The sequence below is a fragment of the Streptomyces sp. NPDC029216 genome (assembly GCF_040648015.1).
GTDB lineage: Bacteria > Actinomycetota > Actinomycetes > Streptomycetales > Streptomycetaceae > Streptomyces.
Genome location: NZ_JBEZWL010000101.1, coordinates 1 through 26,994 on the forward strand (window position 1 = coordinate 1; position 26,994 = coordinate 26,994).

Sequence of the window (26,994 nt, forward strand, 5' to 3'; positions counted from 1 at the left end):
ACGCTGGCCCAGATCGAGCTGTTCACCAAGCCCGAGGAGTACCCGACCGACGTCTACGTGCTGCCCAAGCACCTGGACGAGAAGGTCGCCCGCCTTCACCTCGACGCGCTCGGCGTCAAGCTGACGACGCTGCGCCCGGAGCAGGCCGCCTACATCGGCGTCAAGGTCGAAGGCCCGTACAAGCCCGACCACTACCGCTACTGACCGGCCGGGGACACCGTGAACAGCACCGTGGAAACATCCCCGGACGGGGGCGCCGACGTGCGCGACCCGTGGCTCCCGGACCTGCTGCTGCGCACTGAACGGGACGCGCTGATCCCGCTGCTGCGCCGCACGCCGGAAGCATCCTTCGAGCTGCGCACCGCCTGCCCGGGATGGACCGCCCGACAGGTCCTCGCCCACTGCGGGGCCGCCCTCGTGCGGATCGTCGAGGGCCGGCTGGAGGAGGGGGTCTTCCTCCCCGCCGCCAACGCCGCCGACGTGGCCGAGCGCGCGGACTGGCCCGTCGGCCGGATCGTCGACGAGCTGGAACGCGGGTTCACCGAGGCCGGCCCGGCCATCGCCGCGGGTGACGGCACGCTGGACACGGTGGCCCTGGGGGAGTGGATCCACGCGGGCGACGTCCGCGAGGCCCTCGGGGAGCCGGGTGCGTACGCCGGGGACAGTCTCGCGCTCGCCCTGCCCCTGCTGCGCGTGGCCAGCCGCAGACGCGAAACGCCCCGGCTGATCGCCGACATCGACGGTCACACCGGAGCGCTGGTACTGGGCAACGAGGAGAGCGGCCGGCCCCCGGCCCGGTTCAGCGGCGACGCCGCGACGCTGATCCGCATCTACTCGGGCCGTCCGCTGGTCGCCACCCGCTACGAACTGGCGGGCGCGACCGAAGGGGAACTGCTCATCTACAGGTGAGCCAGGGGTGAGCCCGGGCGGGGACGCCACGCATCCGGCCCCGCCCGGGCAGCCCTCAGCCCTCGATCTTCACGACCTGGAAGGCCTCGGCCATCCGCCCCGGGGGCAGCCCCGCCGCCCGCGCGTGCTCGCCCAGCCACTCCCGCAGCAGCCCCGCCAGATCGTCGAAGTGGGCGGTCTGCGAGGTGTGGATGCGCAGCGCCTCGACCTTCCGGTCGAACACCGGGGTGACGTCGACGTACTGGTTCGGCGTCGGGCCGGTCATCAGCCACAGCTCGGGCACGATCCACGGCTCCAGTCCCTCCTCCTTGAGCAGGGACGGATGGGCGAAAGGGTTGCGCGCCTCGGGGTAGATCGCCCGCAGGGCGGCGTCGCCCACCGCGCGGTGGTCGGGGTGCAGGTCGGCTATGCGGTCCCAGTTGATCTCCGGGCTGGGGATGACGGCCCGCTGCGGACGGACCTCCCGGATCACCCGGCACAGGTCACGGCGCAGCTCCACGCTCGGCTCGACGTAACTGTCGGGGTAGCCGAGGAAGCGGACGTCGTCGACGCCGCTGCGCTTGGCCGAATGGACCTGCTCGGCCCGGCGGAGGTCGCCCATGGCCTGGCGGGGGAGGCGCTCGTCGTACCCGCCCGCGCCGCCGTCCGTGACGATGCAGTACGTCACGCGCTTCGTGCCCTGCGCGATCCACCGCATGACCGTCCCGCTGACGCAGAACTCGATGTCGTCCGGGTGCGCGGCCACGACCAGCAGGGATTCCGGTGCGCTGCGGTCAATGCGATTGGTCGCGAAGTGTTCCATGAGATCAGCCTGTTGGGCGTGGCCGTGGCCCGCAAGGCGGCCCCTTTGGCGTACTCGCGACATGTCGCCTGTACGCCACTCGAAGACTTCACCGCACCACATCGCTCAGGAACCACGCGCGCGTGGGAAGCGGAGGCGCCCGTCATGTGCAGGATCTTCGGCTCCCTCTCGGCCGCCCCCGCCCACCCCGACCCGGCCGAACTCGCCGCCGTCTCCGCCCGGCAGCGGCACGGCGGCCCCGACGAGCACCAGGTGCTGACCGGGCCCGGCTGGGCGCTCGGCTGCGACCGGCTCGCCGTCACCGACCCGCGCGGCGGCCGGCAGCCGTACCGGCTGGCCCACCTGCCGGGGATCACCGCCGTCCTCAACGGCGAGATCTACAACCACGCCGCGCTCCGGCGTGAACTCGCCGCCCGCGGGCACCGGTTCCCCGACCTGTGCGACGGCACCCTGCTGCCCGCGCTGTACGCCGAGTACGGGCCGGACTTCGCGCGGCGGCTCGACGGGATGTTCGCCGTCGCCGTCCTCGACGTCCGTGCGGACCCCCGGCTGGTCCTCGCCGTCGACCCGATGGGGATGAAGCCGCTCCACTACCACCAGGGCCCGGACGGGACGTTCCGCTTCGCCTCGGAGATCCCGGCGCTGCTGGCCTTCGACGGGGTGCGGACCGCCCCGCGCGAGGACAGCCTCGACACCGTCCTGTGCCTGCGCACCCCGGTCTCCGCCCGGACCGCACTGGAGGGGATCGGGCTCCTGCCACCGGGCGCGACCGCCCTCGTACGGCCCGGGGAGGCGCCCGTCGTACGCCGCCGGCCCCCCGGCGGGGGGGCATCCGGGACGGCCGGCGAGGACGCCCAGGACCTGCTGCGCCGCGAGGTGCGGCGCCTCGCGCGGGCCGACGTACCGGTGTGCGTCCTCACCAGCGGCGGGCTCGCCTCCGGCCTGGTCACGGCGCTGGCCGCCGAGTACGCCCGGGAGACCGGAGCACCCGCCCCGCACTCCTTCCACCTCGCCCTGCGCGGCCGGTGGCCCGGAGCCGAGCACAGCCGGGCCCGCCGGGTCGCCCGGCACACCCGCACCGTCCACCGCGAAGTCGCCCTGGACCCGGCCGAACTGCCCTCGCTGCTGACCCGGACCACCCGCCACCTGGGACAACCGGACGCCGACCCCGCCGCCCCTGCCGCCTACGCCCTCTTCCGGGCCGTCCGGGAAGCCGGCTACACCGTCGCCCTCACCGGGGACGGCGCCGACGAGCTGTTCGGTGCGCCCGCCCGGCTGCACACCGCCGCCCCGTCGCCCTCAGGTGCCGACTGGGCCGCCGCCTACACCGACGCCCTGGGCGCCGCGCCCCGGCTGCTGCGCGAGTGGCTGTACACGCCCGACTACCGGGCCTTCGTCGCGGACGGGGGATCGGCCGCCGACCGCGTCGAGCGGGAACTGCGCTCCCATCCGGACGGCGACCGGCGGGCCGCCGTCACCGCCTTCGAGGCCCGGTGGCGGCTGCCCGCCGGCCCCCTGCGCCGGGCCGACCACCTGGGCATGGCCTGGGCGGTCGAGGCCAGGATGCCGTTCTGCCGGCCCTCCGTCGCCGCGCACGCCCGCGCCCTCGTGCCCGCCGTGCCCGCCGCGCACCCGCCGGCCGCCGGAGCGGACCGGCCGGCCCTGTACGAGGCGGGGCGCGAGCTGCTGCCCAAGGCCGTGGCGCAGCGCGCCCGGCAGCCGTTCACCCTGCCCGTCGCCACCCTGATCGCCCCCGGCGGCCCGCTCCTGGACCCCGTACGCGAACTGCTGTCCGCCGAACGGCTCGCGCGCGCCGGGCAGGTCCGGCCCGAACGGGTCAGGGCCCTGCTCGAACGCCAGCTGGAGCGGCCCTCGGAAAGAGATGCACGCGCACTGTGGGCCCTGGCGGTGCACGAGTTGTGGACCGAGGTGGTCCGGGGCATGCGCGTCCCGCTCGACTGCGCCGCCTGAACGGCCGGGCCGGCGACAGCCGGTGGGGTCCGACGGGCCGTGACGCCGCCCGGCCGACCGACCGGTACCTCCTGGCGTGTCCACGCAACGGCGTGAATGCGCACCCGCATACCAGACCGTGCGGTTCGTTTCTCTGTCACGCTGGTACGGCACCCCGGGCTTCCCGGCGGCCGGGCAGCGGCCTGCCCGCCCCGACCGCTCATCCCGATCCGAGCCCCGCTGCGTACTGCGCACCACAACGTCAAGGAGGTCCCATGAGCACCCCCGTATGGATCACCGCGACCCCGCCGGCCACCCACGGCGAACTGCACGTCGGCCACCTCGCCGGCCCCTACGTCGCGGCGGACGTCCTGTCGCGCTACCTGAGGGCCGAGGGCGAGCCCGTCCTGTTCACCACGGGCACCGCCGACCACAACAGCTCCGTGCACGCCCGCGCCCTGCGCGCGGGCCGCAAACCGGAGGAGGTCGCGGAGGGGTACCGGGCCGCGATCACCTCGGACTGGCTGCGCTCGGGCGTGGAGTTCGACCACGTCGTGCGCCCGCGCCAGGACAAGGGCTACGGACGCTGGCTCGCGGACCTCTTCCGGCGCCTGCACGCCGAGGGCGTCATCGCCGCCCGGACCCGCCTGACCCCGTACTGCGAGTCCTGCGACCGCTGGCTCCACGGGGCCCACGTCACCGGCCGCTGCCCGCACTGCGCGGCCGCCAGCGACGGCGGCATGTGCCACGAGTGCGCCCGCCCCAACGACGGCGGCGACCTCCTGGACCCCCGCTGCGCCCAGTGCGGCTCCGCGGCCGTGCCCCGGCGCTGCCGCCGGCTCTACGTCCCCCTGGAGCCGCACCGGGAGGCCCTCGCCGAGTACTGGGCCACCACCGGCCTGCCGCCGCGCCTGGCCGCGCTCTGCGAGTCCCTCGTCGAGGACGGACTGCCCGACATCGCGGTGGCCCACCCCGCCGAGTGGGGGCTGCCCGTGCCCGTCGACGGTTTCCCCGAGCATCGCATCGACGGCTGCTTCGAGGCCGCCGCGATGCACCTGTTCGGCTACGGCGACCAGGCCCTGCCCGAACGGGCCATCCACTTCTGCGGGTTCGGCCACGCCTTCTGCCACGCGGTGCTGCTGCCGGTCCTGCTCTTCGCCCAGGGCGTCAAGCTGCCGCAGCACTTCTGCGTCAACGAGGTGTACGTCGTCGAGGACGAGGCCCTCGTCTGGGGCTCCGGCCAGAAGGCCTGGGCACTGGACCTGATCACCGAGTACGGCTCCGACACGCTGCGCCGGCACGTCCTCCAGGCCCGCCCGCTCGGCCGCCGCACGGAGTTCCACCCCGAGCGGCTCGCCGCCGCACGCCGGGAGCTCGACGAGAGCTGGAACAGCTGGCTGGCACGGCTGTTCGCGGCCGTCCGCGAGGAGTGCGCCGGACTCGCGCCGGCGGCCCTGCCCGGCGGCGCCGGCTGGGAGGTGCTGGAGCGGCGGCTGCTGCGCGGGGTCGAGGACCTGCGGGAGGCCTACGCGCCGGAGTCCTTCGACCCCCGCCGGGCGGTGGCCCTGCTCGACGAGATGGTGCGTTCGGCCGCCGACTTCGGCCACGTCAACGCGCACGAGGCGCACCGCCCCACGGCGGACAGCCGCCACCTGCCGGCCCTGGCGGCGCAGCTGGCCGTGGCCCGCGCGCTCGGCGCCTGGGCACGGCCGGTGATGCCGGAGGGCGCGGACCGGCTGGCCGCGGCCCTCAAGGCGGAGCCGGGCGGGCCCGTTTCGGCGGCGGCCCTGACCCCGCCCGCCCCGGGCATCCGGCTGGCCCCGCCCTCGGGTCCGGTCTTCGGCTTCTGACCGGCCCCGGCCCGTGCCGTCGCCCCCCACACGGCGGCACGCCGCCCCGTACCACCGCACCACCCGCACCACAGCGAGACGACCGACCACCCTCCTTCGCCGCGTGACCGCGCGCCGGTCACCCGGCGGTGCGAGGCGCGCGGCCTCTCCCCGTAGGAGCTCCACGTGTCCCTGCGCGTCGCCATGCTCAGCGTCCACACCTCGCCGCTGCACCAGCCCGGCACCGGGGACGCGGGCGGGATGAACGTCTACATGGTCCAGCTGTCCCGCGCCCTCGCCGAACAGGGCGTCGAGGTGGACCTGTTCACCCGCTGCCGGGGCGAGGAGCACCCGGACGCGGCAGGCCTCGGCCCCGGCGTCCGGGTGCGCCACCTGGAGGCCGGCCCGCGCGCACCCCTCCCCAAGGAGGACATGCCCGCCCTGGTGGTGCCGTTCTCACTGGCTCTGCTCAAGGAGGAGCGGCGCTACGACCTGGTCCACTCGCACTACTGGCTCTCCGGCCAGGCCGGGCGCATCGCCGCCGCCGGCTGGCGGATCCCGTTCGTGCACACCGCCCACACCCTTGCCCGGGTCAAGAACGCAGCCCTCGCCGAGGGCGACACCCCCGAGCCCGAGCTGCGGATCCGCGGAGAGCACCAGGTGGTCGGCTCCGCGGACCGGCTGATCGCCAACACCGGCGACGAGGCCCGGGCGCTGTGCGAGCTGTACGGGGCCGACGCGCGCCGGACGCAGATCGTCCGGCCGGGGGTGGACCTCGCCACCTTCGGCCCCGGCGGGGGGCGGGCGGCGGCGCGGGCCCGCCTGGGCCTGCCGGCCGAGGCGTTCATCCCCCTGTACGCGGGCCGCATCCAGCCCCTCAAGGGGCCCGACGTGATGGTGCGCGCGGTCGCCGGACTGCTGGAGCGGGCCCCGCACCTGCGGGAGCGGACGCTGGTCCCGGTGGTGGGCGGCAACTCGGGGGCCGGACCGCGCGGGGAGGCCTGGGAACTGGCCCGCGAGCTCGGGGTGTCGGACGTACTGCGTCACCACCCGCCGGTGCCGCAGGAGGAGTTGGCGCTGTGGTACCGGGCGGCGGACGTGCTGATGGTGCCCTCGCGCTCCGAGTCGTTCGGGCTGGTCGCGCTGGAGGCGCAGGCGTGCGGCACCCCGGTGCTGGCCTCGGCGGTCGGCGGGCTGCCCACCGCGGTGCGCGACGGTGTGACGGGGGTGCTCGTCCCCGGCAACGATCCGGCGGAGTACGCCCGCAGGCTGCTCTGGTTCGCCGAACATCCCGAGGAGGCCGCGGTGATGGGACGGGCGGCGCCGGCCCACGCCCGGAACATGAGCTGGCAGGGCGCGGCGCGCCGGACCCTGGAGGTCTACCGGGACGTCCTGCGGGAAGAAGGGGCCCGACCGGGCCCGGACACGAGTGAGGCAGGAGCGGCGGCACGCTCCTGCCTCGCCGACGCCTCTCCCCTGGAGGGCCGAGAAGGCCGGAATTCCACCCTAGCAGCTCTTTTGGGCTGACCAAAGGTGCGCAAGCGTAACGTCTGTATGAACTCCTTCAGATCCGCCTCAGGTGCGCTATAGGGAACTGGCCCGCCCTCGGAATCCATACGACAATGGAGAGGTCTTCGACGGAATACCGGCGGCACGGATCCGCGGAGATGGAATCGACCTTTCGTAATTCCTGGAGGAATCATGTCCGCTGCGCACACCGCCACCACCCGTCCGCTCTGTACGTTCCGCACCAACGGCAACGGCTGGGACTGAGCGACCCGGTAGACCCGGCGGACACAGCCCCGCGATCACCCCTCCGGGTGGCCGCGGGGCTTTTCCGTGTGATTTCCCGTGGACTATTCCGGCAGATGAATGTCCTGTGAATCAACCCGGCTCGTGCGTTAATCCAGCCAGCCGAGCCGCTGTGCCCGCACTCCCGCCTCGAACCGGCTGGACGCGCCCATTTCCTGCATCAGCTCGGAAAGCATCCGGCTCACCGTGCGCAGGGAAACCCCCAGGGTCCGGGCGACCTTCTCGTCCTTCATTCCCGAGGCCAGCATCTTGAGGGCGGCCCGCTGCTGCTCGGAAAGCCCGTCACCGCCGAGTTCCGGCGCGACGTCGTCGCCATAGGGGGTGGCGGCGTGCCAGCAGTGCTCGTACAGCGCCAGATAGGAGCGGACCAGGGCCGGACCGCGGGCGAGGATCGCGCCGGCCGCCCGGTCCTCGGGGTGCACGGGCAGGACGGCGAACTGCTGGTCCGCGATGATCATGTTCATCGGGACGGCGGGGGAGAGGCGGATCTCCACGCCGGCCTCGACCCGGCGGCGGAGCATCTCCACCGCCTCGGGCGAGGTGGTGATCCGCTGGTGGTAGATGGCGCGGATGCGCACCCCGTTGTCGATCTGCCGGCGGTCGCGGCTCAGCACCCGGTCCGCGACCTCCCGTACCAGGGCGGTAACGTGCATGGACGTCAGATCGTGCCGGATGACGTCGGTGATGTCCTCCAGTACCTGCTGGATCCGCCCGTAGTCGTCGAGGATCTCCACCTCGACCTCGGACCCGCTCAGCGCGCCGGGCCGCAGGAACCTTCCGGCCAGCGTCTCCAGCGCGCTGTACGCCCGGTCCGATTCGTCGAGGTGCTCGCGCAGCCGCTCCCGCTCCCGCTGGAGCATCCGCAGCAGGGCGATCTCGGGGTCGACGGCCGCTACCGCGTCGGGGCCCGGCTGCCAGGCGCCGGACTGGAGGTCGGCGCGGGTGGCGTGGGTGGTGCCGGTCGGCACGATGAGGCCGAGCGACATCAGCTCCGTACGCCAGTTCTCGCGTTCCTCGGCCGATACCCCGAGCTCCTCGAAGGCGTCGTTGAGGTTGGACACCCCGCGCAGGCGCAGTTCCTGATAGAGGGCCAGCACCTTGTCCGCCGACTGGATGCCGTCCCTGCCATCGCCCGTTGCCATCGCGAAGCGACCCCCTCGTCTTACGAATCGACAGTCACACTTTGGCACATGCCGATGGGGGAGCCATCGCCCCCCTGTTTGGGATGTGACGGGGGTCACTCGATGCCTCTGAGGTGCAGGCCTTCGCTCCGGGCCGGGGTTCAGTCCCGGGGCGCGCTCAGGCAGTCGGGGCACAGCCCCCTGAAGATGATCTCCGCGCCCCCGTCCATCCGCCAGGAGGTCAGCGCCTCGCCGGCCGGCCGGGGCACCTCGGCCTCGACGTTCTCCACCCGCCCGCAGCGTACGCACAGCGCGTGCTGGTGGGGCGGGCCGGAGACCTCGAAGACGGCGGGCAGCCCGGGGCGGTCGAACTTCGCGGCCAGGCCGGTCTCCAGGAAGTGCCGCAGCATCTCGTACACGGCCTGGCTGGTCAGGGTCCCGAGCCGTTCCCGGGCGGCGGTGGTGATGGACTCGACGTCCATGTGGCCGCCCGCCGCCAGGACCTGGAGCACCTCCAGGCGGGGCCCGGTGACCCGCAGGCCCACGTCACGGAGGCGCTGGATCACTGCCTCGCGGCCGGTCGACTCCTCCACGACAGCCATCACTGCGCCCACCATCCGCCATCTGGTCCACTCAAACCTTTGGGAGCATCGTACCTCTTGCGAGTCCTTCTCGAGCGGGAGGAGCGGGAGGAGCGGGAAGGGGGAGGGCCCGTCAGCAGTCGGTCCGGCACACGAGCAGGACGCTCTCGGTCCGCTCGTCCACCCGGTGGCCGCGACGCCGTTCCACGCGCAGCCCCGCCGCGTCCAACTCGGCGGCGAGGCCCTCCGGATCGATGATCCACTTGTCGGTGGTCCGCACCACCCGCTCGGTCCGCAGCTTGCCCGTGCGCACGGAGTGGTACGTGATCCGCTCGCTCATCCCGTCCAGGTCGAAGTCCTGCCGGGCCACGGTCCACTCCTCCACCCCGTCGAACCGCGGCACCTGGAACGCCCAGGTGCGCCGGGGCTCCTCGGACAGCCCCCGCAGCCCGTGGGCGGTGTAGTCGAGGGCCAGCACCCCGCCCGGCTCGAGGTGCCCGGCGATCTCGCGCAGCAGCCCGGGGCGGGCGGCCGGCGGTACGGCCGCGATCATCGTCCCGGCCAGCAGGGCCAGCCGGTACGTCCCCCGCAGCCGCAGCCCCGCCAGGTCGGCCCGGGTGGTCACCAGCAGCCGTGCCACCTGGGGCCCGATCCGCCGGCCCCAGGCCCGCAGCCGCTCCAGGCTCGCCGCGTCCCGGTCCACCGCCTCGACGCGGAAGCCCTGCCGGGCGAACGGCACCGCCAGGCGCCCGGCCCCGCAGCCCAGGTCCAGCACCGGGCCGCCGCAGCGCCGCGCGAGGCTCAGGTAGCGGACGATGTCCGCGCTGTGCGGGCCCAGCAGCGCGTCGTGCAGCCAGCCCTCCTCCTCGTCCACGGGGGCGGCCGATTCCAGGCCGGGCAGGTACTCCGCCGCGGGCAGCACGGCCGTCCCGCCCGGGACGGGGAGCAGGGAGGCCTGCGCGGGTGGCGGGACCGGCGCGAACGCGGCGGGCACGACCGGCATGACGGGCAGGGAAGTGCCGCTCGGTGTGTGCATCGCTCCTCCAGGGGCTCGCTCGGTCCAGCCGTCCGGGGCGGGGCCCCCGTGCCGCCGGGGGACCGCGCCGCCGGTCACATCCTGTCGCGCGGGCGGGCGCCGGGGCCAGCGATGGGGGCTGCGTGAACACGCGATGGCGTGGATCTGCCACGGCCCGCGCAGGGGTGGGGCGGGCGGGGGAGTGGATCCGGCCGGCGGGCGGCCGTCAGAGCGTGCGGCCGAGCCGGACCGGGCCGAGAGCGGTGAACCCGTGGTGCGTGAAGAACGGCAGGGCCGGGGCCCGTTCGGCGGGGAGGGTGATCCGCTGGACCGCCGCCCCGTGCGCCCGCATCCGCTCGTCGGCGGCCGCCAGGAGGGCCGAACCGATACCCTGCCGGCGGCGGGACGGGGTGGTGCACAGGGCGTAGACCTCGCCCTCGGAGGTGACGGGCACGCCGCCCGAGACGGCTCCCACGACGGCCCCGTCCGCGTCGGCGGCGACCAGCCAGCCGAGCCAGGCGGGCGCCCCGCCGGGAATTGCAATTTCCGCTCGTATGCGCGGAAGTGAGCAATGGTCCGACACCAGCCGGCTGACGCGCATTTCGCCGAGGAGGCTGTTGTAGTCCTCACGTATCGCCGCGGCGAGGAGCCGGGAAATCGCCGCCGCGTCACCCGGAGCTGCCGTCCGCACGTCAGCCAGCAGCATCTATCCCCCACCTCTCGCGGTACCGGTCCTGAGCCCGTACGCGCCCACAATAGCGGGCAATTCGAGTGGGCGGGGTCGGGGGGAAATCTACGAATTGGCTTAGTAAATAGCCGGGTTGGACGAACGGCTATCAGCCGGTCAAACAACAGGCCGCGATCAGGGGGACGATGGCCGCCGCCGCGGCGGCCACCGTGAACAGTCCGCGCAGCACCGGACACCCCGCCCCGCGCGGCTCCAGGATGCGCCGCATCCGCACCGCCGCCGACGGACCGCCCGCCGCGAACGCCTTGTGGGGCGCGCGCCCGGTCGCCAGCGCGTACAGCGCCGTGGCCAGGGCGTCGCTCGAACAGCCGCGCAGCGCCCGGTCGTCGGCGGCCATCTCCAGCAGCAGCGGCACCGTCCGCCCGCCGATCCGGGCCAGCGGGAGCCGGCGGAACACCGAGGCGTACGCCCCCGCCGCCGCGACCATCAGATGGTGGCGGCCGCCGATGTGCGCCCGCTCGTGCGCGAGCGCGGCGGCCAGCTCCTGCTCCGTCAGCACCTCCAGGGCCCCCGTCGAGACCACCACCCGGCGCGACCGCCCGGGCAGGCAGTAGACCGCCGGGCGCGGGTCCTCCAGCACCGTCACGCCCAGCCGCTCGTCGTACCGGCCCACCAGCCGCAGCAGTTCGGCGTGCCGCCTGCGGGCCCGGCGCGCCCGCGCCAGCTCCCGTACGAACCCGGTGCCGGGCACCGCCAGCACCGCGAGCGCCGCCAGCGCGGCGAGGGCCTCGCGCGGCGTGGCGTCCAGGAGCCGCTGCTGGGAGGGCGGGTGCAGGGTGAGGGCCATGTCGACGAGCCGGTGGCTGGTCTGCGCGGGCAGCACCAGCTGCGCCGGCAGCATCGCCGTCGACGCCGCGAAGAGGGCCCCGCACAGGATCCACACGGCCAGCCCCAGCCGGGGCGCCTGCTGCGCCCACGCGGCGCGGACCAGCATCCACGGGAGCACCAGCCCGGTGACCAGGGCCAGTCCCAGCGGCGGCAGCACGTGGTGGTTCACAGGCCGCCCCCCGCCGCTCCGGACGGGCGTTCGGAGCGGGCCGCGCGCAGGGCCTCGTCCAGCGCCTCCACGTCCTCGTGGGACATCCGCTCCACGAACCGCAGCAGCGTGGCCCTGCGGTCCTGGCTGTCGCCGAGCGCGTCCTGCATCAGCGCCGCGGTGTACTCCTCACGGCTGCGCACCGCCTGGTACATCCAGGCCCGGCCGGACTTCTCGCGGCTCAGCCAGCCCTTGCGGTACAGGATGTCGGCCACGGTCATCACGGTGGTGTAGGCGACCTTGCGGCCCCGGTTGATGTCGTCGACGATCTCGCGGACGGAGGCGGGCCGTTCCCACTGCCACACCCGGTCCATGATCTCGGCTTCCAGCTCTCCCAGCCGGCGTACGCGCATGCTTGTCGCCCTCCCCCGTCGCGAGCGCCTCATCGTACGGGCCGCCGGATCCCCGGAACGCCGGGAGCCCCTCCCCCACGGTCTTCCGTGGGGGAGGGGCTCCCGGTCCCTGCGGTCGCCGGCCTACGCGCGGATCAGCCGGGCGATGGCCTTGCTCGCCTCGCCGACCTTGACCCTCGCCTGGTCCCCGCCCTGGGCGATGGCCTCGGTGACGCAGCAGCTGAGGTGCTCGTCGAGCAGGGTCACGGCGCAGGACTGGAGCGCGGCGTTGATCGCGGACACCTGGGTGAGCACGTCGATGCAGTAGACGTCCTCGGCGACCATCCGCTGCACGCCGCGGACCTGACCCTCGATCCGCCGCAGGCGCCGGATGACGTCTTCCTTGTGTTCTACGTAACCGGCCACGGGGGGCTCCTCAGTTGGCGGCGGCCCTGAAGCCGCGCAGACGCAGGCTGTTGCCGACGACGAAGACCGAGGAGAAGGCCATGGCCGCTCCGGCGATCATCGGGTTGAGCAGTCCGGCCGCGGCGAGCGGCAGGGCGGCCACGTTGTAGGCGAAGGCCCAGAACAGGTTCGAGCGGATCGTCCCGAGCGTCTTGCGGGCGAGCCGGATGGCGTCGGCCGCGGCCCGCAGGTCGCCCCGTACGAGGGTCAGGTCGCCGGCCTCGATGGCGGCGTCGGTGCCGGTGCCCATGGCCAGGCCCAGGTCGGCCTGGGCCAGGGCGGCCGCGTCGTTGACCCCGTCGCCGACCATCGCGACGCTGCGGCCCTCGGACTGCAGCCGCTTGACGACGTCGACCTTGTCCTGCGGCATGACCTCGGCGATGACCTCGTCGATGCCCACCTCGCGGGCCACCGTCTCCGCCACTGCCTTGTTGTCACCGGTCAGCAGGATCGGGGTCAGGCCCAGGGCGCGCAGCCGGCGGATCGCCTCGGCGCTGCTGTCCTTGACGGCGTCCGCGACCTCCAGGACCGCGCGCGCCTCCCCGTCCCAGGCCACCGCGATCGCGGTGCGGCCGGCCGACTCCGCCTCGGCCTTGGCCCGCTCCAGGTGCGGGGGCAGCTCCATCGCCCACTCGGCGAGCAGCTTGCCGCGGCCGACGAGGACGGCGTGGCCCTCGACGACGCCCTGGACGCCCAGGCCCGGGATGTTGGCGAAGTCCTCGGGGGCGGGCAGCGCCCCGACCCGGGCGGTGGCGCCGGCGGCGACGGCCTGGGCGATGGGGTGCTCGGAGGCGTGCTCCAGGGCCCCGGCCAGGCGCAGCACGTCGGTCTCGGCGGTGCCCTCGGCGGTGTGCACGTGCAGCAGGGTCATCTGGCCGGTGGTGACGGTGCCGGTCTTGTCCAGGACGATGGTGTCGACCTTGCGGGTGGACTCCAGGACCTCGGGGCCCTTGATCAGGATGCCGAGCTGGGCGCCGCGTCCGGTGCCGACCATGAGGGCGGTCGGGGTGGCCAGGCCCAGGGCGCAGGGGCAGGCGATGATCAGGACGGCCACGGCGGCGGTGAAGGCGGCCGCGAGGCCCGAGCCGGTGCCGAGCCAGAAGCCGAGGGTGGCCAGGGCGAGCCCGATGACGACCGGGACGAACACGGCGGAGATCTTGTCGGCGAGCCGCTGGGCGGCGGCCTTGCCGTTCTGCGCGTCCTCGACCAGCTTGGCCATGCGGGAGAGCTGGGTGTCGGAGCCGACCCGGGTGGCCTCGACGACGAGGCGGCCGCCGGCGTTGAGGGTGGCGCCGGTGACGGAGTCGCCGACGGAGACCTCGACCGGAACGGACTCGCCGGTCAGCATCGAGGCGTCCACGGCGGAGGAGCCCTCGACGACCGTGCCGTCGGTGGCGATCTTCTCGCCCGGGCGGACCAGGAAGCGGTCGCCGACCTGGAGGTCGGCCGTGGGCACGGTGACCTCCTGGCCGCCGCGCAGCACCGTGACCTCCTTGGCGCCCAGTTCCATCAGCGCCTTGAGGGCGGCGCCGGCCTTGCGCTTGGACTTCGCCTCGAAGTAGCGGCCGGCCAGGATGAAGGTGGTGACGCCGGCCGCCGCCTCCAGGTAGATGTTCCCCGCGCCGTCGGTGCGGGCGATGGTGAACTCGAAGGCGTGGGTCATGCCGGGGGTGCCGGCCGTGCCGAAGAACAGGGCCCACAGCGACCACAGGAACGCGGCGATCGTGCCCACCGAGATCAGGGTGTCCATGGTGGCCGCGCCGTGCTTGGCGTTGGTCCAGGCCGCACGGTGGAAGGGCCAGGCGGCGTAGGTGACGACGGGCGCGGTCAGGGTCAGCGAGAGCCACTGCCAGAAGTCGATCTGGAGCGCCGGGACCATCGCCATCGCGATGACGGGCACGGCCAGGACGACGGCGGTGGTGAGCCGCTGGCGCAGCGGCCCCAGTTCGTCCGTCTCGGCCGGCGGCTCCTCCCCGGCGCCGGACGGGGCGGAGGAACGGGGCGGCGCGGGCTCGCGCGCCGTGTAGCCGGTGGCCTCGACGGTGGCGATCAGGTCCGCGACGGAGATGTCGGCGTCGAAGGTGACCTTGGCCTTCTCGGTGGCGTAGTTGACGGTCGCCTCGACACCGTCCATGCGGTTGAGCTTCTTCTCGATGCGTGCCGCGCACGAGGCGCAGGTCATGCCGCCGATGGCGAGCTCGACCTGGGCGGCGCCGGGAGTGATGGTGGTCATGAGTGCTGCTCCTCGTTCGAGCGCGGGGTCGGTGCCGGGGCCCGGTGGACGGACGGGGCCCCGGCGTCCGGGTGGGTCGGGGTCGGTCCGGGTGTCAGGCCCGGCCGGTGAGCTCGTAGCCGGCGTCGTCCACCGCCGCGGCGATCGCGGCGTCGTCGGGCTCGCCGGCGGTGGTCACGGTGACCACGCCGCCGTCCACGTCCACGTCCACCGAGAGCACCCCGGCGAGGGCGCCGACGGACGCGGTGATGGCCGTCCGGCAGTGTCCGCAGCTCATGCCGCTGACGCGGTAGACGGTGGCGGTGCTGTCGACGACGGCGACGGTGGTCGTGGTCTCACCGTTGGAGGCGCAGGCGCCATCGGGGGAACAGCAGGAAGACATGGGCTTCTCCTTGATCGAGCAGATCGTGCAGATACCCTCGGGGGGTATCCGGGCTGCTCCCAGATATACCCCCCCGAGGTATCGCTCCGCAAGAGTTTCTCCGGCTTGACTTGATACCCCCTGGGGGTATGGTGGAGATCCATTGCACCGTTGTACGCGGCACATGAGCCGTACGGGAGACGGAGATCAGGCATGAACACCGGAGTGAAGATCACCGCCTACGCCGCCGCACTCGCGGCGGCCTTCGGCGCCGCCTACGGGGCCGGGGCGGGCGTCGGCCCCGTAGGCGCGCCGGCGAAGACGGAGCACGCGGCCCACGCGACCCAGGCGAAGGCGCCGGGCGCGCAGGGCCACGGCGGCCACGACCAGGCCGCGGCACAGGGCCCGGCGGCCGGCGGCCTCCAGGTCTCCGACGGCGGCTACACGCTGAGCCTGGACACCCCGCAGCTCGCCCCGGGCCAGGGCGAGCTCAGGTTCTCCGTCAAGGACGCGGCCGGCCGCAAGGTCACCGGCTTCAAGACCGAGCACGGCAAGGAACTGCACTTCATCGTCGCCTCACGCGACCTGACGGTGTACCGCCACCTCCACCCGGTGCGCGCGGCGGACGGCACCTGGTCGACCCCGGTCGACCTGCCCGCCGCCGGCTCCTACAAGGCCTTCGCGGACTTCGCCCCGGCGGCCGAGGGGGCGAAGAACGTCACCCTGGGCGCGGACCTCTCGGTCCCCGGGGCCTACGCGCCCGCCCCCATGCCCCCGGTGGCCCCCACCGCGGAGGTGGACGGCTACCAGGTCGCCCTCGGCGGAACCCTGGAGCCCGGCAAGGCCGGCGAGCTCAAGCTCACGGTCAGCAAGGACGGCAGGCCCGTCACCGACCTGGAGCCCTACCTCGGGGCCTACGGCCACCTCGTCGCCCTGCGCGACGGGGACCTCGCCTACCTGCACGTCCACCCCAACGAGGGCGGCCCCGGCCCGGACGTCTCCTTCACGGCGACGGCCCCCAGCGCCGGCACCTACCGGCTCTTCCTCGACTTCCAGCACCAGGGCAAGGTCCGCACCGCGGCCTTCACGGTGCGGGCGGGCGGCGACGGAGCGGCCCCGGCCGCGCAGCCCGCCCAGCCCGCGCAGCCGGCCGGTGAGGAGCAGGACGGCCACTCCCACTGACATACCCCCCAGGGGTAAAGCGGCCCGATGAAGGGAAGGGATCGCCGTGCCCGGTTACACCTCCCACAAGGACGACGTCCTCAAGCGGCTGCGCCGCATCGAAGGCCAGGTGCGCGGACTCCAGCGCATGGTCGAGGAGGGGACGTACTGCATCGACGTGCTCACCCAGGTCAGCGCCGTCACCAAGGCCCTGCAGTCCTTCGGGCTGGCCATGATGGAGGACCACCTGCACTCCTGCGTCACCGACGCCATCGCCGAGGGCGGCGACCGGGCCCGGGGCAAGGTCGAGGAGGCCTCCCGGGCCATCGCCCGACTGGTCCGCGCCTGACGCGGCGCGCTCCCGCGCCGCCGGCCGCCGTCGCACGTCCGGGCCGGCCCCCGGTGGGGGCCGGCCCGGACGCACTGCCTCAGCGGTGTGCCGTACGCGTCAGACGAGGTCGAACCGGTCCAGGTCCATCACCTTGGCCCACGCCGCGACGAAGTCCTTCACGAACTTCTCCTTCGCGTCGTCGCTCGCGTAGACCTCCGCCAGGGCGCGGAGCTCCGAGTTGGACCCGAACACCAGGTCGGCGCGGCTGCCCGTCCACTTGACCGCGCCCGTCGCGGCGTCGAGGCCCTCGAAGGAGGTCTCGTCCTCGGACACCGCCTTCCACGTCGTGCCCAGGTCGAGCAGGTTGACGAAGAAGTCGTTGGTCAGGACCCCCGGGGTGGAGGTGAGGACGCCCAGCGACGACTGCCCGTGGTTCGCGCCCAGCACGCGCAGGCCGCCGACGAGGACGGTCATCTCGGGCGCGCTCAGGGTCAGCAGGTTCGCCTTGTCCAGCAGCAGGTACTCGGCCGGCAGCCGGTTGCCCTTGCCGAGGTAGTTGCGGAAGCCGTCGGCCGTCGGCTCCAGCGCGGCGAACGACTCCACGTCGGTCTGCTCCTGCGAGGCGTCCACCCGGCCCGGGGAGAAGGGCACCTCGACGTCGAAGCCCGCGTCCGCCGCGGCCTTCTCGACGGCGGCGCCGCCCGCGAGCACCACCAGGTCGGCCAGCGAGACCTGCCTGCCGTCCGTACGGCCCTCGTTGAAGGACCGCTGTATCCCCTCCAGGGTGCGCAGCACCGACGCCAGGCTGTCGGGGTCGTTGACCTCCCAGCCGCTCTGCGGCTGCAGCCGGATGCGCCCGCCGTTGGCGCCGCCGCGCTTGTCGCTGCCGCGGAAGGAGGAGGCGGCCGCCCACGCGGCGGACACCAGCTGGGACACCGACAGGTCCGAGGCCAGGATCCGGGCCTTGAGGTCGGCGACCTCCGCGGCCCCGACGGGCTCGTGCGTACGGGCCGGCAGCGGGTCCTGCCACAGCAGCTGCTCGGCCGGGACCTCCGGGCCCAGGTAGCGGACGACGGGGCCCATGTCGCGGTGGGTCAGCTTGTACCAGGCGCGGGCGAAGGCGTCGGCGAACGCGTCGGGGTCGGCCTGGAAGCGCCGCGAGATCGGCCCGTAGACCGGGTCGAAGCGCAGGGACAGGTCGGTGGTCAGCATCGTCGGGGCGTGGCTCTTCGACGGGTCGTGCGCGTCGGGCACGGTGCCCGCGCCGGCACCCTCCTTCGGCCGCCACTGGTGGGCGCCCGCGGGGCTCTCGAACAGCTCCCACTCGTAGCCGAAGAGGATGTCGAAGAAGCTGTTGTCCCAGGTGGTCGGGGTGTTCGTCCAGATGCCCTCCAGGCCGCTGGTGATCGCGTCCCCGCCCTTGCCGGTGCCGTACGAGTTCGCCCAGCCGAGGCCCTGCGCCGACATCGGGGCGCCCTCCGGGGCCTCGCCGACGTTCTCGGCCGGGCCCGCGCCGTGGGTCTTGCCGAAGGTGTGGCCGCCCGCGATCAGGGCGACCGTCTCCTCGTCGTTCATCGCCATCCGGTGGAACGTCTCGCGGATGTCGCGGGCGGCGGCTATCGGGTCCGGGTTGCCGTTGGGGCCCTCCGGGTTGACGTAGATCAGGCCCATCTGGACCGCGCCGAGCGGGTTCTCCAGCTCGCGGTCGCCGGTGTAGCGCTGGTCGTCGAGCCAGGTGGTCTCCGGGCCCCAGTACACGTCCTCGTCGGGCTCCCAGACGTCCGCGCGGCCGCCGCCGAAGCCGAAGGTCTTGAAGCCCATCGACTCCAGGGCCACGTTCCCGGCGAGGATCATCAGGTCGGCCCAGGAGAGGCTGCGGCCGTACTTCTTCTTGACCGGCCACAGCAGCCGGCGGGCCTTGTCGAGGTTGCCGTTGTCCGGCCAGCTGTTGAGGGGCGCGAAGCGCTGCTGGCCGGCCCCGGCCCCGCCGCGGCCGTCGCTGATGCGGTAGGTGCCCGCGCTGTGCCAGGCCATCCGGATCATGAAGGGGCCGTAGTGGCCGAAGTCGGCGGGCCACCAGTCCTGCGAGGTCGTCAGGACCTCCGCGATGTCCCGCTTCACGGCGGGGAGGTCGAGGGTGTTGAACGCCTCGGCGTAGTCGAACTCCTCGCCCAGCGGGTTCGCCACGGCGGGGTTCTTCGCGAGGATCTTCAGGTTGAGTGAATCCGGCCACCACTGGCGGTTTCCGCCGCCCTGGGTCGGGTGTGCGGCGCGACCGTGGGCGACGGGGCAGCCATCGGTTTGCTTCTCAGGCATGGGAATCCTTTCGCGCCGGGCGTATCCCGGTGCTCGGAAATCGCTGGAGTGTTTTCCTGTCCCTTGGCTATCGGCGAAACCGATCCTACGATGGACGGATTCCAAGTCAAGAAGCAAGCCAAACAACGCTCCCCCAGGAATGGGTGACCACATGAGTGACCTGCTGGAACGACTTCGAAGCCGCGGCTGGCGGATGACCGCCCAAAGACGCGTCGTCGCGGAGGTCCTGGACGGCGACCACGTGCACCTGACGGCCGACGAGGTGCACGCCCGCGCGGCACGGCGGCTGCCGGAGATCTCCCGGGCCACCGTCTACAACGCCCTGGGGGAGCTGGTCGCCCTCGGTGAGGTGGTGGAGTTCTCCACGGACGGCCGGGCCAAGCGCTACGACCCCAACGCGCGCCGGCCGCACCAGCACCTCGTCTGTTCCGGCTGCGGGATCATCCGCGACGTCCACCCGGCCGGCGACCCGCTGGCCGGCCTCCCGGAATCGGAACGTATGGGTTTTACGGTGTCCAAGGCCGACGTCACCTACCGCGGCCTTTGTCCGGCCTGCGCCTGATCCATTCACCTCCGGGAGTTCATTTTCCGGCCACTCGAAATCGGCCTTTCCACTCCGGCGCATTTCCGTGTCCTGAATTCGCCCATATTCCGGTGGCGGTGCGGGCGGACGGCCCGCACACCACACCCGTCACGGTGGGTAGCCGTACCGGTTGTCCACAGGCCTGCCGGACGGGACGGGAGTGTCGCAGGGTGCCGCTAGGCTTCTCGGATGGCCCTTTCGGACGCTTCCCCCGAGATCTCAGACGAGGTCCCCGACGCACTGCGGGTGCTCCACCGCGTCTTCGGTTACAGCTCCTTCCGCGGTGAGCAGCAGGAGATCATCGAGCAGCTGATCGGCGGCGGCGACGCCCTCGTGCTGATGCCGACCGGCGGCGGAAAGTCGCTCTGCTACCAGATCCCGGCGCTCGTCAGAGAGGGCACGGGCATCGTGATCTCCCCGCTGATCGCGCTGATGCAGGACCAGGTGGACGCGCTCACCGCCCTCGGGGTCCGGGCCGGATTCCTCAACTCGACGCAGGACCCCTACGAGCGGCAGGCCGTCGAGCAGGCCTTCCTCGCCGGCGAGCTGGACCTGCTGTACCTCGCCCCCGAGCGGCTGCGCACCGAGGGGACCCAGCGCCTGCTCGACCGGGGCAAGGTGTCCCTGTTCGCCATCGACGAGGCGCACTGCGTCGCCCAGTGGGGCCACGACTTCCGGCCCGACTACCTCGCCCTCTCGATGCTGCACGAGCGCTGGCCGAAGGTCCCGCGGATCGCCCTGACGGCGACGGCCACCGAGGCCACCCACGCGGAGATCGCCGGCCGGCTGGGCCTGGAGGACGCCCGGCACTTCGTCGCCAGCTTCGACCGCCCCAACATCCAGTACCGTATCGTCCCCAAGGACAACCCGAACCGGCAGCTGCTGGAGCTGATCCGCACCGAGCACGACGGGGACGCCGGCGTCGTCTACTGCCTCTCCCGGTCCTCGGTGGAGAAGACCGCCGCCTTCCTGGTGGAACAGGGCATCGACGCCGTCCCGTACCACGCCGGCATGGACGCCCGCGCGCGAGCCGCGAACCAGTCCCGCTTCCTGCGCGAGGACGGGGTCGTGGTGGTCGCCACGATCGCCTTCGGCATGGGCATCGACAAGCCGGACGTCCGCTTCGTCGCCCACCTCGACCTGCCCAAGTCGGTCGAGGGCTACTACCAGGAGACCGGCCGCGCCGGCCGCGACGGCGAGCCCGCCACCGCCTGGCTCGCGTACGGCCTCCAGGACGTGGTCCAGCAGCGCAAGCTCATCGACGGCTCCGAGGGCGACGACGCGCACCGCCGCTCCCTCGGGATGCACCTGGACTCCATGCTCGCCCTGTGCGAGACGGTCGACTGCCGGCGGATGCGGCTGCTGGAGTACTTCGGCCAGCACGGCGGGCCCTGCGGCAACTGCGACACCTGCCTGACGCCCGCCGAGTCCTGGGACGGCACGGTCGCGGCTCAGAAACTGCTGTCCACGGTCTGGCGGCTGGCGAAGGAACGCCGCCAGAAGTTCGGCGCCGGCCAGATCATCGACATCCTCCAGGGCAAGAAGACCGCCAAGGTCATCCAGTTCGACCACGACGCGCTGTCGGTCTTCGGCGTCGGCGCCGACCTGGGCACCGCCGAATGGCGGGGAGTCGTGCGGCAGCTGCTGGCGCTGCGGCTGCTGGCCGTCGAGGGCGACTACGGCACCCTCGTCCTCACCGACGCCAGCGGTGACGTACTGGGCGGGCGCCGCACCGTCCAGATGCGCAAGGAGAAGAAGGCACCGGCCGCCTCCCGCAAGGAGTCCGGGACCCGCTCCGGCAAGGCCGCCCGCGTCCCCGTCGACCTGCCGGCGGCCGCCGTACCGGTCTTCGAGGCCCTGCGCGCCTGGCGGGCCGCGACCGCCCGCGAGCAGGGCGTACCGGCGTACGTCGTGTTCCACGACGCCACGCTGCGGGAGATCGCGACGCGCCTCCCGGAGACCGTCGAGGAACTGGGCGGGGTCGGCGGCGTCGGCGAGGCCAAGCTCGCCAAGTACGCCGAAGGCCTCCTCGAAGCCCTGGCCGAATGCCGGGCCGACGGAGCCGCCGCCACTGCGGCCCCGGCCACCGCGGCCCCGGCCGCCCCGGCCCCCGCCGCCGCACCCCCGGCCGCGCCGCCCCGGCAGCGCGCGGCCCCGGACGAGCCCCCGTTCGACGAGGAACCGCCCTTCGACCTCGACGAGATGGACCCCCCGTGGGACGACTGGCGCTAGCCGGCAGGTGAGGCGGCCCGCGAGGGGCCGCCTCACCCACCGGCCCGGTCAGGCGCCCACGTACGCCGCCAGGTGCTCGCCGGTGAGGGTGGACCGGGCGGCCACCAGATCCGCCGGAGTGCCCTCGAAGACGATCCGGCCGCCGTCGTGGCCGGCGCCCGGACCGAGGTCGATGATCCAGTCGGCATGGGCCATGACCGCCTGGTGGTGCTCGATGACGATCACCGACTTGCCCGCCTCCACCAGCCGGTCCAGCAGGCCCAGCAGGTGCTCCACATCGGCCAGGTGCAGACCGGCGGTCGGCTCGTCCAGGACGTAGATGCCGCCCTTGTCGCCCATGTGCGTGGCCAGCTTCAGCCGCTGCCGCTCACCGCCCGACAGCGTGGTCAGCGGCTGGCCGAGGGTCAGGTAGCCGAGCCCGACGTCCACCAGCCGCTCCAGGATCCGGTGCGCGGCCGGCGTGCGCGCCTCACCCGAACCGAAGAACTCCTCGGCCCGCGCCACCGGCATCTCCAGCACCTCGCTGATGTCCCGGCCGCCGAGACGGTACTCCAGCACCGACGCCTCGAACCGCTTCCCCTCGCAGTCCTCGCACGTGGTGGCGACCCCGGCCATCATCGCCAGATCGGTGTACACGACCCCGGCGCCGTTGCAGGTGGGGCAGGCGCCCTCGGAGTTGGCGCTGAACAGCGCCGGCTTCACCCCGTTGGCCTTGGCGAACGCCTTGCGGATCGGCTCCAGCAGGCCCGTGTACGTCGCCGGGTTGCTCCGCCGAGAACCGCGGATCGGCGTCTGGTCCACCGACACCACCCCCGCCGAGGCCGGGACCGAGCCGTGGATCAGCGAGCTCTTGCCCGAACCGGCCACCCCCGTCACCACCGTGAGCACCCCGAGCGGGACGTCCACGTCGACCCCGCGCAGGTTGTGCGCCGACGCGCCGCGGATCTCCAGGACGCCCGAGGGCTCGCGCACCGACTCCTTGAGAGCGGCCCGGTCGTCGAAGTGCCGGCCGGTGACGGTGCCGCTGCCCCGCAGCCCCTCCACCCCGCCCTCGAAGCACACGGTGCCCCCCGCCGACCCGGCGCCCGGCCCGAGGTCCACGACGTGGTCGGCGATCGCGATCACCTCCGGCTTGTGCTCCACCACCAGCACCGTGTTGCCCTTGTCGCGCAGCCGCAGCAGCAGCCCGTTCATCCGCTGGATGTCATGCGGGTGCAGACCGGTCGTCGGCTCGTCGAACACGTACGTGACGTCGGTCAGCGCCGAGCCGAGATGGCGGATCATCTTGACCCGCTGCGCCTCGCCGCCCGACAGCGTGCCCGCCGCCCGGTCCAGCGCCAGGTAACCCAGCCCGATCTCCACGAACGAGTCGAGGGTCTGCTGGAGGCCGGCCAGCAGCGGCGCCACCGACGGCTCGTCCAGCCCGCGCACCCACTTGGCCAGATCGCTGATCTGCATCGCACAGGCGTCGGCGATGCTGATCCCCTTGATCTTCGAGGACCGCGCCCCCGCGCTCAGCCGCGTCCCCTCGCACTCGGGGCAGGTGGTGAAGGTGACCGCCCGCTCCACGAACTCCCGGATGTGCGGCTGCATCGCCTCCTTGTCCTTGGCCAGCATCGACTTCCGGATCCGCGGGATCAGCCCCTCGTACGTCATGTTGATGCCCGCGATCTTCATCCGGACCGGCTCGCGGTGGAGGAAGTCGCCCAGCTGCTTCTTCGTGTACGAGCGGATCGGCTTGTCCGGGTCGAAGAGCCCCGACTCGGCGTACAGCCGGTAGTTCCAGCCGCCCGGCTTGTAGCCGGGGATGGTCAGCGCCCCCTCGTTGAGGGACTTGGAGTCGTCGAAGAGCTGCGTCAGGTCCAGGTCCGTGACCGCACCCCGGCCCTCGCAGCGCGGGCACATACCGCCGGTGATGCTGAACGCGCGGCGCTCCTTCACGGTCTGCCCGCCGCGCTCCACGGTGACCGCGCCCGCCCCGCTGATCGAGGCCACGTTGAAGGAGTACGCCTTGGGGGAGCCGATGTGCGGGTCGCCCAGCCGGCTGAAGAGGATCCGCAGCATCGCGTTGGCGTCGGTAGCGGTCCCGACCGTGGAGCGGGGGTCGCCGCCCATCCGCTGCTGGTCCACGGCGATCACCGTCGTCAGCCCGTCCAGCACGTCCACGTCGGGCCGCGCCGCCGCGGGCATGAAGCCCTGGACGAAGGCGCTGTACGTCTCGTTGATCAACCGCTGCGACTCCGCGGCGACCGTGTCGAACACGAGCGAGCTCTTGCCCGAGCCGGAGACACCGGTGAACACCGTCAGCCGCCGCTTGGGGATCTCGATGCTGACGTCCTTGAGGTTGTTCTCGCGCGCGCCGTGCACACGGATCATGTCGTGGCTGTCGGCGGCGTGCGGTGCGGGCGGCTGCGTGTTCGTCCTGGCCCTGCTCATCGTCTCTCCCTCGTCGCGGCGCGGCCGGGGCAGACCTCGCCCCGGCTCCCCACCAAGCTACGCGAGGCCTCAGGGCCGCCGCTTCTCCGTTCGTGACCGGTCCGGACACGCGGCCAGGGCCGGGCGGTCCTTCGTCCGCACGGCAGGCAGCCAGGCCCCGGCCCGCGGGTTCCCGCCCGGCAGCCGCACCCGGTACCAGAGCGCGGACCGCAGGTCCGACTCGTCGATCACCGTCTCGCCGTCCGCCAGCTCGCAGTCGGCGTCGAGGACGTCGGCGTGCCACACCCGGGTCGGCACGACGTTCCCCGCGACGTACGGCCGCAGGGGATCCACCGCCAGGCCCAGGCTGCACCGCGGGTCCCGGTCGCCGCGGTCCTGGCAGGCCCGCTCGGCGTTGAACACCGGACCGGCAGCGGCACCTCACGCGACCCGCCCGGCGGGGCCGCCGCCACCTCCCCGCCCGCCGAGGACCACAGGGCCGCGGCCGCCACCCCGCAGCCGGCGGCCGCGAGAAGCGCGGCCCGGCGCCGCCGCAGCGGGCCGAACACCGGACGGCGCCCGGACCTGGGACCCCGGCGCCCCTCCCGCTCGGCGGCGATCCGCCGCAGCAGACCCTCCGCCGTGTGCGCGGCGCGCGCCGCGTGCGACGGGGCCAGACAGTCGGCGGCCAGCGCCCGCCAGAACTCCGGAACCGCGCCGTCCATCCGCAGGCGCACGCCCGGCGGCATACTCCTGCACGGCGGCACCCCGCGCCATCGGGGTGGCGCCGGGGAACAGCGGCGCACCCGGGCCGAACACCTCGTGGACCATCAGCCCCAGCGCCCAGATGTCGGCGCTCGGCCGCACCTGCACCCCCAGCTCCCCGAGCGGAGCCCTCCAGCGCTCCGGCGGAAGGTAGTCGAGGGTGCCCATCGGCAGCGCGTACCCGTGCGTTCCGGCCAGCTCGGTGGCCGGGCCGAAGTCCGAGAGCCTGACCGCCCCGTCCGCGCCGATCAGTACGTTCTCGGGCTTGAGGTCCGCGTGGACCCAGCCGCTGCGGTGCAGGTGCGCCAGCCCCTCGCAGATCCCCTCGATCAGCCGGCCGCCCTCGTCCCGCGTCACCCCCGCGCCGATCAGGTCGCGCAGGCTGCCCGAGGCCCGCTCCATGACCAGCACGACCGCCCCGTCCAGCGACGGGTGCTCCGGCACGTCCAGGACCAGGCAGTCCAGCAGCCGGACGAGCCGTGGGTGCCCGGCCCGGGTCCCGAGCCTCACGGCGGGCGGCCTCGGCCACGCTGCGGGCCTGCCGCGGGGCGAGACCGGCCGTCGGCATCACCTTGAGGGCCACCCCACCGCCCTCGTCCCGGTCCGCCGCCCGTCCCGCGTAGACGGTCGCCCAGCCGCCCGCCCCGATCGGCTCGCCGACCACCCACGTCCCCACCCGGTGGCCCGGGGGCAGCAGTGCCGTGTCACCGCTTTCCCACGAGGCACCAGCGCTGCGCACCCGCGTCATACCGGCTGCCCCCGCGCCACCGCTCCGGCCCGCGACGGCAGCGGCGCGAGGTGCTCCTCCCGGACGATCCCGAACTTCAGCGCGAGCCCCACGACGGCGTCCCGCTTCCCGTTGTGCCGCTCTCCCCGGCCGGCCCCGGGCGCGGCGGGGACCCCGATCCGCAGCTTCTCCTCGGCCAGGTAGTCGATGTGCGAGCTCACCGCGCGCGCCGTCAGCCTGCCGCAGCCGGGACGGCTGCGGAGCCGCTCGACCACCTGCGGGGTGGTCGGCACCGCGACCGGCGACCGGTCCCGCAGCCAGGGCTCGCAGAGCGCCACGAGCACCAGGAAGTAGGTGGCCGTCTCGTCCAGGAAGTACGCCGTCACGGTGCGGCCCGCCAGCGACCCGCCGGGCCCCGGGGGTCCAGGTAGAGGTGGTCGGGGGCGAACACCTGGAAGGAGACCGCCGTCCCGGCGCGGGTGGGCAGCACCACCCGGGCGAACTCAAAGGGAATGGGCGCCCCCGCCCGGCGCGGCGGCACCCGCAGGTACTCGCCCGCGCCCTCCGGGCAGATGGTGGATGACAATGCCGCTCACGATTCCCCCCATTCCCCCCGTCCGACGTGTTGACAGACCCTTGTTGACGGTCCTTCAGACCCGCAGGCAGGGACGTTACCCGCTGCGCGCGGGGGTGGCCCGTGGCCCTTCGGCCAATTCGGCGGGGGCGGCGGGGTCGGGGGGTGGCGGGGGTCCGGTGGGGCGGTCTCAGAGAAGGGTTGGGGTTTCCCGTCAGTCTCATCGTCCTTCCGCGTCGTGACGGCCTGTCAAGGGCGCTCCCTTCGGTCGCGTCGCTTCGCGATCGCCTGCGGCGACCCTTGACAGCCCGTCCCGCCACGAAAGGCCGAAGACTGCCGGGAAAACCCCAAAGGAACGGGACGGTTGTTCATTGGCCATGCGGCTCCCTCAGCGAGCAGGCGGGCAGGCCGGGCCCGGCAGACCGGGCATCCGGCCCCTCCAGATCCTGATTCGGGCCCACCCCACGCCCCAGATCGCTACGCGCTCCTCATTTCTCGGCGTCCGCCGCCCGTCTGGGGCCGATACCCGCAGCCGAGGACGATCAGGACGGTCTCCGGACGCCCCCGGCGCATCAGATCGCTAAGCGCTCCTCTTTGCCCAGAACCTGTTGTCTTATCGAACGTGATCGTTGGCTTTCCGCTGGTGGGAGTGGGTTTCGGTTCGGTGAGGCAGGGATGCGTTGTCGTGTTTGTCGT

Annotated in this window: 23 protein-coding genes and 1 pseudogene; 9 read left to right on the forward strand and 15 right to left on the reverse strand. The window is 73.4% G+C overall.

Translation table 11 applies throughout. The annotated features are described in order from the left end of the window. Both AB0F18_RS28140 and AB0F18_RS28145 read left to right on the forward strand, forming a co-directional pair. Nucleotides 1-204 (forward strand): adenosylhomocysteinase (locus tag AB0F18_RS28140; protein WP_362065625.1); only part of this gene is annotated, 204 nt, incomplete at its 5' end. A gap of 27 nt (nt 205-231) precedes the next feature. Then, the gene (locus AB0F18_RS28145; RefSeq protein ID WP_362065628.1) at nt 232-909 is read left to right on the forward strand and encodes a maleylpyruvate isomerase family mycothiol-dependent enzyme; all 678 of its coding nucleotides are present in this window, start codon (nt 232-234) and stop codon (nt 907-909) included. A 55-nt stretch (nt 910-964) separates the two neighbouring features. Here the strand turns inward: AB0F18_RS28145 and AB0F18_RS28150 are convergent, their stop codons facing one another. Beyond that, complete coding sequence (locus AB0F18_RS28150; RefSeq protein ID WP_362065630.1) at nt 965-1,711, reverse strand: PIG-L deacetylase family protein; 747 nt, start codon at nt 1,709-1,711, stop codon at nt 965-967. Nucleotides 1,712-1,855: 144 nt separating this feature from the next. Between AB0F18_RS28150 and AB0F18_RS28155 the strand changes: the two genes are divergently transcribed. The 3 genes from AB0F18_RS28155 (at nt 1,856) to mshA (ending at nt 7,017) form a co-directional block, all read left to right on the forward strand. Next, nucleotides 1,856-3,682, forward strand: coding sequence for an asparagine synthase-related protein (locus AB0F18_RS28155; protein ID WP_362065632.1), 1,827 nt, complete (start codon nt 1,856-1,858; stop codon nt 3,680-3,682). 254 nt (nt 3,683-3,936) lie between these two features. Next, nucleotides 3,937-5,511: a class I tRNA ligase family protein gene (locus AB0F18_RS28160; RefSeq protein WP_362065634.1), complete on the forward strand. Its 1,575-nt coding sequence runs from the start codon at nt 3,937-3,939 to the stop codon at nt 5,509-5,511. Between the two features lie 165 nt (nt 5,512-5,676). Continuing rightward, on the forward strand, nt 5,677-7,017 hold the full coding sequence (mshA, locus tag AB0F18_RS28165) for a D-inositol-3-phosphate glycosyltransferase (RefSeq protein ID WP_362065636.1): 1,341 nt from the start codon (nt 5,677-5,679) through the stop codon (nt 7,015-7,017). 374 nt (nt 7,018-7,391) lie between these two features. On the opposite strand, the gene AB0F18_RS28170 is transcribed toward mshA, so the two are convergent. The 9 genes from AB0F18_RS28170 to AB0F18_RS28210 all read right to left on the reverse strand — a co-directional run bounded on the left by AB0F18_RS28170 (nt 7,392) and on the right by AB0F18_RS28210 (nt 15,215). Continuing rightward, nucleotides 7,392-8,444, reverse strand: coding sequence for a LuxR C-terminal-related transcriptional regulator (locus AB0F18_RS28170; protein ID WP_362065638.1), 1,053 nt, complete (start codon nt 8,442-8,444; stop codon nt 7,392-7,394). A gap of 140 nt (nt 8,445-8,584) precedes the next feature. Next, nucleotides 8,585-9,025, reverse strand: a complete 441-nt coding sequence (locus tag AB0F18_RS28175) for a transcriptional repressor (RefSeq protein ID WP_362065640.1) — start codon at nt 9,023-9,025, stop codon at nt 8,585-8,587. A 112-nt stretch (nt 9,026-9,137) separates the two neighbouring features. Beyond that, a complete protein-coding gene (locus tag AB0F18_RS28180; protein WP_362065642.1) occupies nt 9,138-10,040 on the reverse strand; it encodes a class I SAM-dependent methyltransferase in 903 nt (300 codons plus the stop codon). Nucleotides 10,041-10,245: 205 nt separating this feature from the next. Next, nucleotides 10,246-10,725, reverse strand: coding sequence for a GNAT family N-acetyltransferase (locus tag AB0F18_RS28185; RefSeq protein WP_362065644.1), 480 nt, complete (start codon nt 10,723-10,725; stop codon nt 10,246-10,248). A gap of 130 nt (nt 10,726-10,855) precedes the next feature. Next, on the reverse strand, nt 10,856-11,764 hold the full coding sequence (locus AB0F18_RS28190; protein WP_362065646.1) for a M56 family metallopeptidase: 909 nt from the start codon (nt 11,762-11,764) through the stop codon (nt 10,856-10,858). Next, on the reverse strand, nt 11,761-12,156 hold the full coding sequence (locus AB0F18_RS28195; RefSeq protein WP_362065648.1) for a BlaI/MecI/CopY family transcriptional regulator: 396 nt from the start codon (nt 12,154-12,156) through the stop codon (nt 11,761-11,763). Before AB0F18_RS28195 ends, AB0F18_RS28190 begins: the two co-directional genes overlap by 4 nt. A gap of 123 nt (nt 12,157-12,279) precedes the next feature. Further along, complete coding sequence (locus AB0F18_RS28200) at nt 12,280-12,561, reverse strand: metal-sensitive transcriptional regulator (RefSeq protein WP_362065650.1); 282 nt, start codon at nt 12,559-12,561, stop codon at nt 12,280-12,282. 10 nt (nt 12,562-12,571) lie between these two features. Further along, on the reverse strand, nt 12,572-14,833 hold the full coding sequence (locus tag AB0F18_RS28205; RefSeq protein ID WP_362065652.1) for a heavy metal translocating P-type ATPase: 2,262 nt from the start codon (nt 14,831-14,833) through the stop codon (nt 12,572-12,574). A gap of 94 nt (nt 14,834-14,927) precedes the next feature. Continuing rightward, a complete protein-coding gene (locus tag AB0F18_RS28210; RefSeq protein WP_045947247.1) occupies nt 14,928-15,215 on the reverse strand; it encodes a cation transporter in 288 nt (95 codons plus the stop codon). A 192-nt stretch (nt 15,216-15,407) separates the two neighbouring features. Here AB0F18_RS28210 and AB0F18_RS28215 point away from each other — a divergent pair, with 192 nt between their 5' ends. Then, the gene (locus tag AB0F18_RS28215) at nt 15,408-16,376 is read left to right on the forward strand and encodes a hypothetical protein (RefSeq protein WP_362065654.1); all 969 of its coding nucleotides are present in this window, start codon (nt 15,408-15,410) and stop codon (nt 16,374-16,376) included. A 46-nt stretch (nt 16,377-16,422) separates the two neighbouring features. Further along, nucleotides 16,423-16,704, forward strand: a complete 282-nt coding sequence (locus tag AB0F18_RS28220; protein WP_362065656.1) for a metal-sensitive transcriptional regulator — start codon at nt 16,423-16,425, stop codon at nt 16,702-16,704. Nucleotides 16,705-16,803: 99 nt separating this feature from the next. Here AB0F18_RS28220 and katG read toward each other — a convergent pair whose 3' ends face one another. Next, nucleotides 16,804-19,002: a catalase/peroxidase HPI gene (katG, locus tag AB0F18_RS28225; RefSeq protein WP_362065658.1), complete on the reverse strand. Its 2,199-nt coding sequence runs from the start codon at nt 19,000-19,002 to the stop codon at nt 16,804-16,806. A gap of 151 nt (nt 19,003-19,153) precedes the next feature. On the opposite strand from katG, the gene AB0F18_RS28230 reads away from it, so the two are divergent. Together AB0F18_RS28230 and recQ are read left to right on the forward strand one after the other, a co-directional pair. Further along, a complete protein-coding gene (locus AB0F18_RS28230) occupies nt 19,154-19,564 on the forward strand; it encodes a Fur family transcriptional regulator (RefSeq protein WP_362065660.1) in 411 nt (136 codons plus the stop codon). Between the two features lie 210 nt (nt 19,565-19,774). After that, nucleotides 19,775-21,817: a DNA helicase RecQ gene (recQ, locus tag AB0F18_RS28235; protein ID WP_362065662.1), complete on the forward strand. Its 2,043-nt coding sequence runs from the start codon at nt 19,775-19,777 to the stop codon at nt 21,815-21,817. A gap of 48 nt (nt 21,818-21,865) precedes the next feature. Here the strand turns inward: recQ and AB0F18_RS28240 are convergent, their stop codons facing one another. The 4 genes and pseudogenes from AB0F18_RS28240 to AB0F18_RS28255 all read right to left on the reverse strand — a co-directional run. Then, entirely contained in the window at nt 21,866-24,253 is a 2,388-nt protein-coding gene (locus AB0F18_RS28240) for an excinuclease ABC subunit UvrA (RefSeq protein ID WP_362065664.1), read from the reverse strand. A 69-nt stretch (nt 24,254-24,322) separates the two neighbouring features. Next, a complete protein-coding gene (locus tag AB0F18_RS28245) occupies nt 24,323-24,655 on the reverse strand; it encodes a hypothetical protein (protein WP_362065666.1) in 333 nt (110 codons plus the stop codon). A gap of 18 nt (nt 24,656-24,673) precedes the next feature. Beyond that, nucleotides 24,674-25,507 (reverse strand): protein kinase, encoded by an 834-nt coding sequence (locus tag AB0F18_RS28250; protein WP_362065668.1) that lies wholly within the window; start codon nt 25,505-25,507, stop codon nt 24,674-24,676. A 234-nt stretch (nt 25,508-25,741) separates the two neighbouring features. Beyond that, nucleotides 25,742-26,292: pseudogene (locus tag AB0F18_RS28255) on the reverse strand (serine/threonine protein kinase); the annotation flags it as partial. Nucleotides 26,293-26,994: the final 702 nt, after the last annotated feature.